At 57.6% G+C, this 13,617-nt stretch carries 14 protein-coding genes; 3 read left to right on the top strand and 11 right to left on the bottom strand.

Features of this window, described 5'->3' with window-relative positions; translation table 11 throughout:
* Positions 1-13: 13 nt before the first annotated feature.
* Positions 14-1,006: a lysophospholipase L2 gene (pldB, locus tag KW829_RS19750; protein ID WP_010426283.1), complete on the bottom strand. Its 993-nt coding sequence runs from the start codon at positions 1,004-1,006 to the stop codon at positions 14-16.
* 110 nt (positions 1,007-1,116) lie between these two features.
* Here pldB and rhtB point away from each other — a divergent pair, with 110 nt between their 5' ends.
* The gene (rhtB, locus tag KW829_RS19745; protein ID WP_008501533.1) at positions 1,117-1,737 is read left to right on the top strand and encodes a homoserine/homoserine lactone efflux protein; all 621 of its coding nucleotides are present in this window, start codon (positions 1,117-1,119) and stop codon (positions 1,735-1,737) included.
* On the opposite strand, the gene rhtC is transcribed toward rhtB, so the two are convergent.
* From rhtC to pldA, 3 genes are all read right to left on the bottom strand, one after another.
* Complete coding sequence (gene rhtC / locus KW829_RS19740; RefSeq protein ID WP_010426287.1) at positions 1,734-2,354, bottom strand: threonine export protein RhtC; 621 nt, start codon at positions 2,352-2,354, stop codon at positions 1,734-1,736. The two genes, rhtB and rhtC, sit on opposite strands and share 4 nt — an antisense overlap.
* Before the next feature lie 61 nt (positions 2,355-2,415).
* Complete coding sequence (gene recQ, locus KW829_RS19735; RefSeq protein ID WP_010426289.1) at positions 2,416-4,245, bottom strand: ATP-dependent DNA helicase RecQ; 1,830 nt, start codon at positions 4,243-4,245, stop codon at positions 2,416-2,418.
* Between the two features lie 90 nt (positions 4,246-4,335).
* Entirely contained in the window at positions 4,336-5,205 is an 870-nt protein-coding gene (pldA, locus tag KW829_RS19730) for a phospholipase A (protein WP_042716814.1), read from the bottom strand.
* Between the two features lie 160 nt (positions 5,206-5,365).
* Here pldA and yigI point away from each other — a divergent pair, with 160 nt between their 5' ends.
* Positions 5,366-5,833: an acyl-CoA thioesterase YigI gene (yigI, locus tag KW829_RS19725; protein WP_010426301.1), complete on the top strand. Its 468-nt coding sequence runs from the start codon at positions 5,366-5,368 to the stop codon at positions 5,831-5,833.
* Between the two features lie 51 nt (positions 5,834-5,884).
* Positions 5,885-6,781 (top strand): EamA family transporter RarD, encoded by an 897-nt coding sequence (rarD, locus tag KW829_RS19720; RefSeq protein ID WP_089598248.1) that lies wholly within the window; start codon positions 5,885-5,887, stop codon positions 6,779-6,781.
* A gap of 82 nt (positions 6,782-6,863) precedes the next feature.
* Here rarD and corA read toward each other — a convergent pair whose 3' ends face one another.
* From corA to dapF, 7 genes are all read right to left on the bottom strand, one after another.
* On the bottom strand, positions 6,864-7,814 hold the full coding sequence (gene corA / locus KW829_RS19715) for a magnesium/cobalt transporter CorA (RefSeq protein WP_010426304.1): 951 nt from the start codon (positions 7,812-7,814) through the stop codon (positions 6,864-6,866).
* Positions 7,815-7,964: 150 nt separating this feature from the next.
* Entirely contained in the window at positions 7,965-8,021 is a 57-nt protein-coding gene (ysgD, locus tag KW829_RS19710) for a YsgD/CorL family protein (RefSeq protein ID WP_212743980.1), read from the bottom strand.
* 149 nt (positions 8,022-8,170) lie between these two features.
* Entirely contained in the window at positions 8,171-10,333 is a 2,163-nt protein-coding gene (gene uvrD, locus KW829_RS19705) for a DNA helicase II (protein WP_108417325.1), read from the bottom strand.
* A gap of 107 nt (positions 10,334-10,440) precedes the next feature.
* Positions 10,441-11,157 carry a 5-amino-6-(5-phospho-D-ribitylamino)uracil phosphatase YigB gene (gene yigB / locus KW829_RS19700; RefSeq protein WP_010426308.1) on the bottom strand — a complete coding sequence of 239 codons (717 nt, stop codon included), beginning with the start codon at positions 11,155-11,157 and terminating at the stop codon, positions 10,441-10,443.
* Positions 11,157-12,056 carry a tyrosine recombinase XerC gene (gene xerC, locus KW829_RS19695; protein WP_010426310.1) on the bottom strand — a complete coding sequence of 300 codons (900 nt, stop codon included), beginning with the start codon at positions 12,054-12,056 and terminating at the stop codon, positions 11,157-11,159. Before xerC ends, yigB begins: the two co-directional genes overlap by 1 nt.
* On the bottom strand, positions 12,053-12,760 hold the full coding sequence (locus KW829_RS19690) for a DUF484 domain-containing protein (protein ID WP_218308884.1): 708 nt from the start codon (positions 12,758-12,760) through the stop codon (positions 12,053-12,055). Before KW829_RS19690 ends, xerC begins: the two co-directional genes overlap by 4 nt.
* Positions 12,757-13,581 (bottom strand): diaminopimelate epimerase, encoded by an 825-nt coding sequence (gene dapF / locus KW829_RS19685; protein WP_010426314.1) that lies wholly within the window; start codon positions 13,579-13,581, stop codon positions 12,757-12,759. The genes KW829_RS19690 and dapF overlap by 4 nt, the downstream gene beginning before the upstream one ends.
* Positions 13,582-13,617 lie beyond the last annotated feature (36 nt).

The following is a 13,617-nucleotide window of genomic DNA, read 5'->3' as shown; positions in this document are numbered from 1 at the left end:
CCTCTGGTGAATATCAATTATGCCTGTTGAAAAATTCAACAATGGCGTTAAGCGCGACTGAGCGCATAGCGTCCTTTTCAAAAAGGATCTCATGGTACGCGCCGTTGATGACCAGCGGTTTTCCCCCTTCACAAGGGTGACCGGCGGCAGCGCGCAGTTCACAATAGCGGTCATGCATGCGGTTATCCACCACACGCTCTTCCTCCGCCTGAATCAGAAGCGTCGGCGTGTCATCATCGCCTACGCCCGCCAGCACCTGCTCACCGGCATGAATACCTTCCCGCACCCAGTGCCAGGTCGGGCCGCCAACGCGCAAGCGCGGTTCATCGGCATAAAAGCGCAGGTTGCGGCGATAGCGCTGCCGACTGTGGGTCAGAACGTTGATGGCGAACGGCAATGCGCGCCAGCGTCCGGTACCGATGGCATAGCCTTCACGAATGCGCTGATGGCCCTCAGCCCAGTCGAGAAGATGGCGCACCATCCAATCGGGAAAACGAATGACAATACCGTACATCGGTGCGGTGAGCGCAATGGCGTCGCACTGGTGCTCATACCGCTGCAAAAACAGCGTCGAAATGGCACCGCCCATGGAGTGCGCAAGGATATACCGCTTGCGCCAGGGGCCAGGCTGCACTTCCTGCTGCCAGAACGCTGCAAAATCGTCGACGTAATCGCTGAAGTTATCCACGTGCCCACGGTGCGTATCCGGCAGCATACGACCGGACAACCCCTGTCCACGGTGGTCGATGATCAGCACGTCGAACCCCATATGGACCAGGTCGTAAGCCAGTTCGGCATATTTAACGTAGCTTTCGATGCGTCCGGGGCAGACGACAATCACACGGTCATTTTTTTCATTGCGGAAACGAACGAAGCGCACCGGGATGCCCCCGACGCCCGTAAACTCATCTTCCTCACGCTGCCGCCAGAAATCGGTCAGCGGCCCCATAGAGAAAGCAGCAAAAGCGTTTTCTCGTGTTTCCCAGTCCTTTTTCTGCTGAAACATTGGGTTTCCACTCACGTAATCCAGGGAATATCGTTTTTTTCGTCACTGGTCACAAAATGACGCAATAATAGCGTATTGTGGCATAAAAATAGACGGTTCGGGAGTTTCAAATGACCTTCGAATGGTGGTTCGCCTACCTGCTGACATCCATTATCCTCAGCCTTTCACCGGGCTCGGGTGCCATTAACACCATGACTACCTCCATCAATCACGGCTATCGCGGTGCGGCGGCATCCATCGCCGGTTTGCAGACCGGGCTGGGCATTCATATCGTCCTGGTCGGAATTGGTCTGGGGACCCTGTTCTCCCGCTCGGTGCTGGCGTTTGAAGTGCTGAAATGGGCCGGTGCGGCATATCTGATTTGGCTCGGCATCCAGCAGTGGCGCGCGGCAGGCTCCATCAACCTCAATACGCTCGCTCAGACGCAAAACCGAGGCCATCTGTTTAAGCGCGCGGTCTTCGTCAACCTGACCAACCCGAAGAGCATCGTTTTCCTCGCCGCGCTGTTCCCACAGTTTATCGTGCCGCACCAGCCGCAGGTGATGCAGTACGTGGTGCTGGGAGCGACCACCATTATTGTCGATATCATCGTGATGATTGGCTATGCGACGCTGGCGCAGCGAATTGCGGCGTGGATCAAAGGGCCTAAGCAGATGAAGGCCCTGAATAAAGTCTTTGGTTCGCTGTTTATGCTGGTTGGCGCGCTGCTTGCGTCAGCGCGTCATGCTTAGCGAGAGATGATGAGATGAATGCCGAAGCCGGCGAACAGCGCGCCGGCGAAGCCGTCGATCCACTTCGCAATGCGCTGGTAGCCACGGCGCATTGCCGGTAAAGCGAACAGGCTGGCCACGATGGTAAACCAGGCAAAGGTTTCAACGACGATCAGCAGGAAGATACCCCAGCGCGCGCCCGCGCCGACGCTATCGCCGACAAACAGCGAGAACACGGAGCCGAAATAGATAATCGCTTTCGGGTTCGCCAGGTTGGTCAGCAGCCCTTTCACAAAGCTGCGTCCGCCCGTTGCCAGCTCCACCTTTGGCTCTTCCGGCTTTTTCTCTTCTTTCTTCAGCGCCCCGCGCAGCATCTGGTAGCCCATCCAGCAGAGGTACAGCCCACCGCCGACCATAATGATGTTATGCAGCCAGGCCATCTTCGCCAGGATCAGGTTCAGACCGAGCAGTGCGACTGCCGCCCAGACCATGACGCCCATGGTAATACCGAGCACGCCCATCATCGCCTCTTTACGGGAGCGGCTGACGGCGGTTTGCGACACGAAGAAAAAGTCAGGGCCTGGGCTCATCAGCGCAACGATGTGCACCAATGCCACGGTGAGAAATAGCATTAACATAATTAGCTCGCGGGGAAATAATGTAGTGAGTCACCATCCTGGCACTTTTTCGCCCGGCTGACTACTCCTCGTCATCACCATCGGCGTGAGAGCGGATGAGCGCCATAAACTCTTTCCCGAAGCGCTCCAGCTTGCGCGTGCCGACGCCGTTGACGCTCAGCATCTCGCTCGCGCTGAGCGGCATCTGCTCGGCCATTTCAATCAGCGTCGCGTCGTTGAACACCACGTAAGGCGGGATGTTTTCTTCGTCGGCAATCGCCTTACGCAGCTTGCGCAGTTTGGCGAACAGCTTGCGGTCGTAGTTGCCGCCGTAGGATTTTTGCATCACGCGCGGCTTCAGGGCGATGACGCGCGGCACGGCGAGTTTCAGTTCAACTTCACCGCGCAGCACCGGTCGCGCGGCTTCGGTAAGCTGCAACGCAGAGTGCTGGGCAATGTTTTGCGTGGCAAAGCCAAGGTGGATCAGCTGGCGAATGATACTCACCCAGTGCTCGTGGCTCTGCTCTTTACCGATGCCGTAAACCGGCAGCTTGTCGTGGCCCATATCGCGGATACGCTGGTTATTCGCCCCGCGCAGCACTTCCACCACGTAGCCCATACCAAAGCGTTGATTGACGCGCCCAATGGTTGAGAGCGCTTTACGCGCGTCCATCAGACCATCGTACTGCTTCGGCGGATCAAGGCAGATATCGCAGTTGCCGCACGGCTCCTGTCGCCCTTCACCAAAGTAGTTGAGCAGCACCAGACGGCGGCAGGTTTGCGCTTCGGCAAACGCGCCCATCGCGTTGAGCTTGTGACGCTCGATATCCTGCAGCTGTCCCTGCGGTTTCTCTTCCAGGCAGCGGCGCAGCCACGCCATGTCCGCCGGATCGTAAAACAGCATCGCTTCCGCAGGCAGCCCGTCACGCCCGGCGCGGCCGGTTTCCTGATAGTAGGATTCGATATTGCGCGGGATGTCGAAGTGCACCACAAAGCGCACGTTGGGCTTGTTGATGCCCATACCGAACGCCACCGTCGCGACCACGATTTGAAGGTCGTCGCGCTGGAATTTTTCCTGCACGTCGGCGCGGATGTGGTTCTCCAGTCCGGCGTGATACGCGGCGGCGCTAAAGCCGCGGTTTTGCAGACGCGCGGCGGTGTCTTCCACCTTCGCACGGCTGTTGCAGTAGATGATGCCGGACTTGCCGCGCTGCTCCTGCACATAGCGTAAGAGCTGATCCAGCGGCTTGAATTTTTCCATCAGCATATAGCGGATGTTCGGGCGGTCGAAGCTGCTGACCTGAATGTAGGGGTCGTTCAGCCCGAGCAGACGAACGATATCCAGGCGTGTAGTGTCATCCGCCGTGGCGGTAAGCGCCATAAACGGCAGCTCGGGGAAGCGCTGACGCAGCTGGCCGAGGGCGGCATATTCCGGGCGGAAATCGTGTCCCCACTGGGAGATACAGTGCGCTTCATCCACCGCCAGCAGCACCGGGTTCCAGTGCGCGAGATGGTCGAGGAAGTTATCCAGCATCAGGCGTTCCGGCGCGATATACAGCAGGCGAATCTGTCCGGTGCGGCAACCCGCCATCACCTCTTGCTGCTGCTCGCGGGTCTGCGTTGAGTTAAGACAGGCGGCCGCCACGCCGTTGGCGAGCAGCTGGTCGACCTGGTCTTTCATCAGAGAAATGAGGGGGGATACCACGACCGTCAGGCCGTTCAGCACCAGCGCAGGCACCTGATAGCAGAGGGATTTCCCGCCGCCGGTCGGCATCACCACCAGGCAATCGCGGCCTTCCAGCACGGTTTCAATGATGGTTTCCTGGCCGGGGCGGAACTGCTGGTAGCCAAAGGTTTCATGCAAAACCTGTTTAGCCAGCGATTCCTGATTCAATACTTCCGCCTGCGCCACGTTAACCCCATATGCCAGAAATGAAACAGGCGCTATTTTCAGCGCCTGAGAAAGAAACTTCAACGTTTAACGCAAAAACATTCGAGCGACCTAGAAAATATCGTTCAGCATAACGCCCACACCCACACGGGTCTGGTTGAAGTTATAATCGATAAGCGACTCGCCGTAACCGCTGTACACCTGCGTATAAAGACGCACATGTTTCGTCACCGGGTAGCTCAGGCCAACCTCAGCACCACCGTAGCCGGTGTTCCAGTTGTACTGGCCTTTCGCGCTCAGCACGGCATCACCCAGCTGATAGCCAATCTTGAGCTGGTAGTAGCCCATGTATTTGGTGATATCCGGGTTGTCATCGGTGCTGCCCACCACGTACCACGGCTTCACTTCCACCATCCAGTTACCGTTCTGCGCCATCAGGCGCGTATAGGCACGGTTCCAGCTGCGCGAGGTTGGGTCGGAACGTCCGTTGGAATCGTGGTTAAAGCCCACCTCGACGTCACGCAGCGTCCAGCCAGCAAATTCGTAATCCGTTGCGAAGCCGAGGAACAGCTGCGGCTCATAGTTGGTTTCACGGAACGGCGAGGACTCACCGCTGTTGGAGAGCTGCCACCAGGACTTTTGGGTGTATGACGCACCGAGCACCGAGTTCGGCCCAAGAATGCCTCGCCAGAACGGGAACGCGAGGCTGAGCTGGAACTTCACCTCATCTTTACGCGCATTATCGGACCAGTTATAGGAACTTATCGCCTCTTTGTTGAGATCGCTGGTCTGGGTGTAGATCACGTAGTTGGTGTCATACGGGTACAGCGTGAACGGATTGTCATGCTCCTGAAGCATATTGGCGATGATGCTGCCGCGCACTGCGGGGGCATCGTGCACTTCTTTGACGGTTGCTTCTTGCGCATATGCTGTGAGGGGCAGCGAAACCGCCGCCAGTAACCAACCCAGATACGTCCGCATCGGTGGTGTTCTCCTGAAAGGGTGATATTTAATGAATAGTTTTGTCCGGGCATTCTACAGACTTCTGCAGCAACTTCCGCCTCCTCGTTTCTGAAAGTGGAAATCCTTATTGTTGAGGCATAAAATCAACATTTTGTTAACAACAAGGATGCAACCCCTCATGTCAGCCACGCTTACCGCCGAAGAAACGTTAAAACTCGTGGGCGAGATTTTTGTGTACCACATGCCGTTTAACCGCGCGCTGGGGCTGGAACTGGAGCGATACGAGAAAGACTTTGCCCAGCTCAGCTTTAATAATCAGCCAATGATGGTAGGCAACTGGGCGCAAAGTATTTTGCACGGTGGGGTAATTGCCTCCGCGCTGGACGTGGCGGCGGGGCTGGTCTGCGTCGGCAGCACGCTGACGCGCCATGACACCATCAATGAAGAGGAGCTCCGCCAGCGTCTTTCGCGGATGGGCACTATCGATTTACGCGTCGACTATCTGCGCCCTGGACGAGGTAATCGCTTTACCTGTACCAGCAGCCTGCTGCGCGCGGGCAATAAAGTCGCGGTAGCGCGCGTTGAGTTGCATAACGAAGAACAGGTTTATATCGCCAGCGCAACCGCCACTTATATGGTGGGTTAAGGCGATAAAAACGGGTAAAATTAATTCACTCTTTTGTAACGGATTTTCCCGATGGATGCTAAACAGACGCGGCAGGGCGTTTTACTCGCCCTTGCCGCTTATTTTATTTGGGGTATCGCACCGGCGTACTTCAAATTTATCGCCTATGTACCGGCCGACGAGATCCTCACCCACCGCGTCATCTGGTCGTTCTTCTTTATGATTGCGCTGATGAGCGTCAGCCGTCAGTGGTCCGGCGTCAAAACGCTGCTGCAAACCCCTAAAAAGGTCTTCCTGCTGGCGCTTTCTGCGGTACTGATCGGCGGCAACTGGCTGCTGTTCATTTGGGCGGTGAATAACCATCACATGCTTGAAGCGAGCCTGGGATACTTTATTAACCCGCTGGTGAACATTGTGCTGGGGATGATTTTCCTCGGCGAACGCTTTCGCCGGATGCAGTGGGTAGCGGTCATTCTGGCTTTCTGCGGCGTGCTGGTGCAGCTGTGGACCTTCGGCTCACTGCCGATTATTGCCCTCGGTCTGGCGTTCAGCTTTGCGTTCTATGGGCTGGTACGTAAGAAGATTGCGGTGGAAGCGCAGACCGGGATGCTGTTTGAAACCCTGTGGCTGCTGCCGGTAGCGGCAATTTATCTGTTTGGCATCGCCGACAGCGCCACCAGCCACATGGGCAACAACCCGTGGTCGCTGAACCTGATGCTGATGGCCGCGGGTGTGGTGACCACCATTCCGCTGCTGTGCTTCACCGGCGCGGCGACGCGCCTGCGTCTCTCCACGCTGGGCTTCTTCCAGTACATTGGCCCGACGCTGATGTTCCTGCTGGCAGTGGTGTTTTACGGGGAAGTGCCGGGGGCAGATAAGATGGTGACCTTCGCCTTTATCTGGGTGGCGCTGGCGATTTTCGTGGCCGATGCAATTTATACCCAGCGCAGGGTGCGCAAAGGGTTGTAATGTTGCCCTCACCCCAACCCTCTCCCACAGGAGAGGGAGTTCGATCGTAGGGCGGGTAAGCGCAGCGCCACCCGCCAGATTTTTACAGCCAGTTCCGACGCTTGAAATAGAGATACGGCGCCAGCCCGGCGAGGATCATGAAGATAATCGCCCCCGGGTAGCCAAAGCTCCACTTCAGCTCCGGCATAAACTCAAAGTTCATCCCATAGCTGGATGCCACCAGCGTCGGCGGCAGGAACACCACGGATACCACCGAGAAGATCTTGATGATGCGGTTCTGCTCGATGTTGATAAAGCCCATCGCCGCCTGCATCAGGAAGTTCACCTTCTGGAACAGGGATTCGTTGTGCGGCAGCAGGGATTCGATATCTCGTAAGATCTCACGCGCCTGCTCCAGCTGACCGCCCGGCAGACGTGCTTTACGCACCAGGAAGTTCAGCGCACGCTGGGTATCCATCAGACACAAACGCACTTTCCAGCCGATATCTTCCTGCTCCGCCAGCGTCGAAAGCGCTTCGTCATATTCATCGCCCTGATGGCCTTCCATGATCACGCGGCTCAGCTTTTCCAGGTCGCTGTAGATGTTCTCAATTTCGTCCGCCAGCTGTTCAATTTTGGTTTCGAACAGATCGAGCAGCAGCTCGTAAGCATTACCGTCCACCATCGCCTGGCTACGGGCGCGCATGCGGTAGAGACGAAACGCAGGCAGTTCGCGCTCGCGCAGGGTAAACAGACGACCATCGCGGATGGTAAACGCCACGGTGGAGTTACCCGCGTGGTCATCAGCGTCTTCAAAGAAGAAGAAGGAGTGAATGTGCAGACCGTCTTCATCTTCAAAAAAACGTGCGGATGCTTCGATGTCTTCCAGTTCAGGACGCGTTGCCAGGCTTTGCCCCAGCTCAGATTGTACGCGAAGGCGCTCATCGTCGTCCGGCTCGACCAGATCCACCCATACGGCATCAACGAGGGGCTGTGACTCTTCGGCTTCAAGCCGAGTCAGTCGGTTATTTTCGAGTTGAAATGCGCTCAACATGACCGGGACTCCCAATGCAAAAAATATCGGACAGTTCGGTGGGCACACAGAAACAATTTGGGTTTCAGACCATTAAACAGCCTGACTCAGCGCGACGGGGATAATGCAGTCGCTGACAACCACTAAGGCCATCAGCAAGGGGAGATAGCCTTAGGAGTTGTTCCTGGATGACAGGGAATTGAGCCAGTATCTACTGGGTGTGTCCAAGGCGAATGTCCTCTTAGCGTAATCGTGCGCGCATGTTACGCCAGCAGTAACTGTGGCGTCAACACGCAACGGAACGCTGAAGGGCATTAATTGACCTTCAGCCTATAAGGTTAGCAGATTATTACAAAATAATGATATTTTTCTGAAAGTTACACGGTTTCCAGCCTGGCGTAAGCAGCCACCAGCCATTTGATCCCCTGGCCCTGGAACGCCACCTGTAAGCGGCTGTGTTCACCGCTACCTTCGAGGTTCACGATGGTGCCTTCACCAAATTTCGAATGACGCACGCGCTGGCCTAGCTTGTAGCCGGTATCGGTTTCAGTGATGGGTGAACCCATACGCTGATGGTTGACCGGACGGCTGATGCTTGCCCGCAGACGCACCTCTTCCACGCACTCTTCCGGCAGCTCGCCGATGAAGCGCGACGGACGGTGATAAACCTCTTTGCCGTACAGACGGCGGGTTTCGGCGTAGGTCAGCGTCAGCTTTTGCATCGCACGGGTCACGCCCACGTAGGCCAGACGACGCTCTTCTTCCAGACGCCCGCCTTCATCCAGCGACATCTGGCTCGGGAACATCCCCTCTTCCATCCCAACGATAAACACCTGCGGGAACTCCAGACCTTTGGCGGAGTGCAGGGTCATCAGCTGAACCGCATCCTGCCAGGTGTCCGCCTGCCCTTCTCCCGCTTCCAGCGCGGCGTGGGACAGAAACGCCTGCAGCGGCATCAGGTCTTCGTCTTCTTCGTTGTAGCTGAACTGGCGCGTTGCCGTCACCAGTTCCTCTAAGTTCTCAATACGGGTCTGGCCTTTCTCGCCTTTTTCCTGCTCGTACATGATGCGCAGGCCGGAGTCTTTAATCACCCGGTCGGTCTGCACGTGCAGCGGCATATCGGCCGTTTCCTGCGCCAGCGCGTCAATCAGTTCGAGGAAGCGCTGTAATGCGCTGGCGGCACGTCCGGCGAGGGCTTTTTCCTGCAGCAGCTCGCGGCATGCCTGCCAGAGCGTAAGCTGGCGGTCACGCGAGGCCTGGCGCACTACGTCCAGCGTGCGGTCACCGATGCCGCGCGTCGGCGTGTTCACCACGCGCTCAAACGCCGCATCGTCGTTGCGGTTGGCGATCAGGCGCAGATACGAGAGCGCATCTTTGATCTCCTGACGTTCGAAGAAGCGCATCCCGCCGTAAATGCGGTACGGCATGCTCACCTGCAGCAGCGCCTCTTCCAGCACGCGCGACTGGGCGTTGCTGCGGTAGAGAATGGCGCACTGCTCCAGGGCGCCGCCGTTGTCCTGCCAGGTTTTGATGCGGTTCACCACGAAGCGGGCTTCGTCGAGCTCGTTGAAGGCGCAGTAAATCGAAATCGGTTCGCCGTCGACGCCGTCGGTCCACAGCTTTTTACCCAAACGCCCGTTGTTGTTTTCGATCAGGGCGTTAGCCGCGCTGAGGATATTGTTCGTCGAGCGGTAGTTCTGCTCCAGACGGATGGTTTCCGCGCCGGGGAAGTCCTTGAGGAAGCGCTGGATGTTCTCCACCTGCGCCCCGCGCCAGCCGTAGATCGACTGGTCATCATCGCCTACGATCATTACCTTGCCGGTATCACCGGCCAGCAGGCGGATCCACGCGTACTGGATGTTGTTGGTATCCTGGAATTCGTCCACCAGGATATTGGTGAAGCGTTCACGATAGTGCTGCAGGATGTGCGGCTTGTTGAGCCACAGCTCGTGGGCGCGCAGCAGCAGCTCGGCGAAATCCACCAGACCGGCGCGATCGCACGCTTCCTGATAGGCCTTGTAGACGTTTTGCCAGGTCTGCTCGACCGGGTTGCCGAAGCTCTGAATGTGGTGCGGGCGCAGCCCTTCGTCTTTCTGGCCGTTGATGTACCACATCGCCTGACGCGGCGGCCACTGCTTCTCGTCGAGGTTCATCGCCTTGATCAGGCGCTTCAGCAGGCGCAACTGGTCTTCGCTGTCGAGGATCTGGAAATCCTGTGGCAGGTTGGCGTCCATATGGTGCGCGCGCAGCAGGCGGTGCGCCAGGCCGTGGAAAGTGCCAACCCACATACCGCCCTGGCTGGTGCCCATCAGCTGTGCGATACGGTGGCGCATCTCCGCCGCCGCCTTGTTGGTAAACGTGACCGCCATGATGGAGTACGGCGAGCAGTTCTCCACGCTCTGCAGCCAGGCAATACGGTGAACCAGCACGCGCGTCTTACCACTGCCCGCTCCAGCCAGCACCAGCATATTGGTGCGCGAGGCCGCTACGGCTTCACGCTGTTTGTCATTAAGGCTGTCGAGCAGGTAAGAAACGTCCATTGGCACCGTCACATAGTATTCAGGAACACAGCAAAACGCCCGGTGGCGCTTCGCTTACCGGGCCTACAACTGCAAAACCCTGGTAATTTATACAATATTACTGGTGATTATATCAGCGTCGTGAGGGATGCCAACCGCGAAATTTCCACGTGCGGCAGAAGACGGCTATCCTTCGTGGTCATCAGGTCGGCGTTTTCTGGCTTGATCCAGCAGGCCTGCATGCCGCAGCGAATGGCACCCGCTACATCCGTGGTCAGATCGTCGCCCACGTGCAAAATTTCACCAAGCGGCAGGTTCATTTTTTCCGCTGCCAGATGGTACATATCGCTGAACGGCTTCGAGCGCCCGTGCGGGCCCGCGCGCAGCACGAACTCAAAGTAATCGCCGAGGCCAAACAGTTCAGGCTGGGCGTTACCGTTAGTGATGGCCACCAGCGGCCACTTTTCGGCAAGCTTCGCCAGCGTATCGTGGGTCTCCTGCGGCACGTCGATACGGCTACGCCATTTGGCGAAGTTTTCCATTGCCGCTTCGGCACCGATGGCCGCGTCCTGTACGCTCAGGCCCACGTTGAGCATCGCCTGCTCAACCGCACGACGACGCCATTCGGTCACGTCGTGGTAAATGTCCGGCTCGGTCTCCCGCAGGGACTGACGCAGGGTCTGAAAATCCTTGTTCTGCATCGCTTTCAGCGCGGGATGGTAGTTCTGCACAAACGCCAGCGACTCCTGCTCAGTACGCAGGATCACCTCACGGTTGTCATAAAGGGTGTCATCAAGGTCAAACGTCAGGGCCGAGATCTGACCGAGTGGGCGGTAAAAACGCATTATTTCCCCCGTTTGGCGCGTGGATGCGCCGCGTCATACACCGAGGCAAGGTGTTGGAAGTCTAAGTGGGTATAGATTTGAGTGGTCGACAGATTTGCGTGGCCAAGCAGTTCCTGCACGCCGCGCAGATCGCCGCTGGATTCCAGCATGTGGGTGGCGAACGAGTGGCGCAGCTTGTGCGGGTGAACGTGGCTGTTTAGCCCCTGCTTGATGCCCCACTCCGCAAAGCGCTTCTGCACGTTACGCGCCGAGATCCGCTTGCCGAGCTTTGATAAAAACAGCGCATTCTCTTCTGCGCCAAACAGCCCGCGCAGATCCAGCCAGTGCTCAATCCAGGAAACCGCGTTGCGGCCAATCGGCAGACGGCGCTCTTTGCTGCCCTTGCCCATGACCCACACTTCGCCGGATTCCAGATCGAGATGCTTTAAATCAAGGTTCACCAGCTCAGAAAGACGCAGGCCCGCACCGTACATCACCTCCAGCATCGCGCGGTCGCGCACGGCCAGCGGATCGTTAAGGTCGATATCCAGCAGGCGATTTACGTCGTCGACGTCGATATTTTTCGGCAGATGGCGAGGGGCTTTTGGCGTGGCGATACCTTTCGCCGGGTTGGCTTTTAAACCGCCCTGGCTCACCAGCCAGTCGAAGAAACTGCGCAGAGCAGAAAGCCTGAGCGCCAGGCTCGCCGGGCTGAGGTTTTTTTTACGGCTACGCACAACGAACCCGCGCACCGTGGCAGCATCACATTGTTGCCAGCTTTTCAGGCCGATCTCGTCGGCAATCTGGATGATGGCATCAAGCTGACGCTGATAGTTAAGCAGCGTTATGGGGCTGAGCTGACGTTCCACGCCCAGATAGCGCAGAAAGCGCGTGACGTCAGCGGCGAGTGCATCTGTCATACGCGCTCAATCCAGCGCTCCAGCAGCTCAGGCAGCATCAGGGCGATTTCCTGCAGCAGGTGCGTACCCTGCCCCTGCTCATAATGATGTGCATCACGGCTGGTAAATAACATCACGCCCAGATCGCCATCGCGCCCCATCAGCGACATCGCCACCGAGCCAATCGCTTTGGCTTCCGGCAACACGACCAGCAGCTCGGGCCCGTTTAGCGGCCCGAGATAGTGCTGCTCACGGCCCAGACGCTGAATGCGTAGCGGCTCAAACGCCTGGCGGCTCAGCGCCAGATGGGTAAACCCGGACGGCGCACCAATGCGCCAGCGGTCCGGGAAGAGGCGAATCGTCGCGCCTGCCAGCCCAAGCTCACGCGCCCAGCGGTGGAAGCGGCTGAGGAACTCTTCAAGGCTGTGCGCCGAAGCCAGACGCGCCTGCAGGTGCAGCAGACGATAAAACAGGCTCTCGTTATTGCTGGCCTGCTCCATCAGCAGCGTCATGTTCTCTTCAAGCTGATTGATGTGCTTGCGCGAGCGCGCCATGTGCCATTCGACCAGCGACACGCTTTCACGAACCGGATGCGGAACGCGCATCTGTTCAACAACGCGTGCATTGCGGATAAAAAACTCAGGATTGTTCAGCAGGTAATCAACAACAGCGCTGTCATCCAGTTCCGTCATTATTTCCTGCAGTTCTTCCCCTGGTTGTTTCATAGATGGATAAACCCGTCATAAACATGTGTCGCCGGGCCCGTCATATACAGTGGATGACCCGGTCCTTTCCAGGCGATATCAAGCCGACCGCCCGGTAACTCCACGCGAACCTCTTCTGCCAGTAACCCCTGAGAGATGCCCACAGCAACTGCAGCACAGGCACCGCTTCCGCAGGCCTGGGTTTCGCCCGCGCCGCGCTCGTAAACCCGCAGACGGATGTGCTCACGCTTCACCACCTGCATAAAACCGATGTTCGCGCGCTCCGGGAAACGTTCGTGGCTTTCCAGCACCGGACCGAGCGTTTCAACCGCGGCGGTTTGCACATCATCAACCTGAATCACACAGTGAGGGTTACCCATCGAGACGACGCCGCACAATACTGTCTGCTCGGCCGCACGCATAATATAGGTCTTTTCCGCTTTGTTTGCGCGGAACGGTACGGCGGAAGGCTCGAAGTTTGGCTCGCCCATATTCACGCGTACCAGCTCGTCATCGGTCACGCTGAGCACCATACGGCCGTTCGCAGTACTGACGCGAATATCGCGCTTGTTGGTCAGCCCTTTCAGGCGGACAAAGCGGGCAAAACAGCGCGCGCCGTTGCCGCACTGGTTAACTTCGCTGCCGTCAGCGTTAAAAATGCGGTAGTGGAAATCGAGATCGGGATCGTAAGGCGGCTCGACCACCAGCAGCTGATCGAACCCCACGCCCACATGCCGATCCGCAAGGCGGCGAATCAGCTCCGGGGAGAAAAACACATTCTGCGTTACCGCGTCGACGACCATAAAATCGTTGCCAAGGCCATGCATTTTAGAGAACTGCATCATTTGCTCCATTGCGCGGGTACAGAACGTAATCTG

Origin of the sequence: Enterobacter sp. ENT02, assembly GCF_019219165.1 — a bacterium.
Taxonomy (GTDB): Bacteria; Pseudomonadota; Gammaproteobacteria; order Enterobacterales; family Enterobacteriaceae; genus Enterobacter; species Enterobacter mori.
The sequence above is the reverse complement of the archived record's forward strand: the minus strand, read 5'-3'. Positions and strand labels throughout refer to the sequence as shown.

What these genes read in the sequence shown, in the direction of transcription:
- pldB (WP_010426283.1), bottom strand. Translation starts at nt 1,006, where the DNA reads ATGTTTCAGCAGAAAAAGGACTGGGAAACACGAGAAAACGCTTTTGCT.
- yigI (WP_010426301.1), top strand. Translation starts at nt 5,366, where the DNA reads ATGTCAGCCACGCTTACCGCCGAAGAAACGTTAAAACTCGTGGGCGAG.
- dapF (WP_010426314.1), bottom strand. Translation starts at nt 13,581, where the DNA reads ATGCAGTTCTCTAAAATGCATGGCCTTGGCAACGATTTTATGGTCGTC.
- rhtB (WP_008501533.1), top strand. Translation starts at nt 1,117, where the DNA reads ATGACCTTCGAATGGTGGTTCGCCTACCTGCTGACATCCATTATCCTC.
- rarD (WP_089598248.1), top strand. Translation starts at nt 5,885, where the DNA reads ATGGATGCTAAACAGACGCGGCAGGGCGTTTTACTCGCCCTTGCCGCT.
- rhtC (WP_010426287.1), bottom strand. Translation starts at nt 2,354, where the DNA reads ATGTTAATGCTATTTCTCACCGTGGCATTGGTGCACATCGTTGCGCTG.
- yigB (WP_010426308.1), bottom strand. Translation starts at nt 11,157, where the DNA reads ATGCGTTTTTACCGCCCACTCGGTCAGATCTCGGCCCTGACGTTTGAC.
- pldA (WP_042716814.1), bottom strand. Translation starts at nt 5,205, where the DNA reads ATGCGGACGTATCTGGGTTGGTTACTGGCGGCGGTTTCGCTGCCCCTC.
- xerC (WP_010426310.1), bottom strand. Translation starts at nt 12,056, where the DNA reads ATGACAGATGCACTCGCCGCTGACGTCACGCGCTTTCTGCGCTATCTG.
- KW829_RS19690 (WP_218308884.1), bottom strand. Translation starts at nt 12,760, where the DNA reads ATGAAACAACCAGGGGAAGAACTGCAGGAAATAATGACGGAACTGGAT.
- corA (WP_010426304.1), bottom strand. Translation starts at nt 7,814, where the DNA reads ATGTTGAGCGCATTTCAACTCGAAAATAACCGACTGACTCGGCTTGAA.
- uvrD (WP_108417325.1), bottom strand. Translation starts at nt 10,333, where the DNA reads ATGGACGTTTCTTACCTGCTCGACAGCCTTAATGACAAACAGCGTGAA.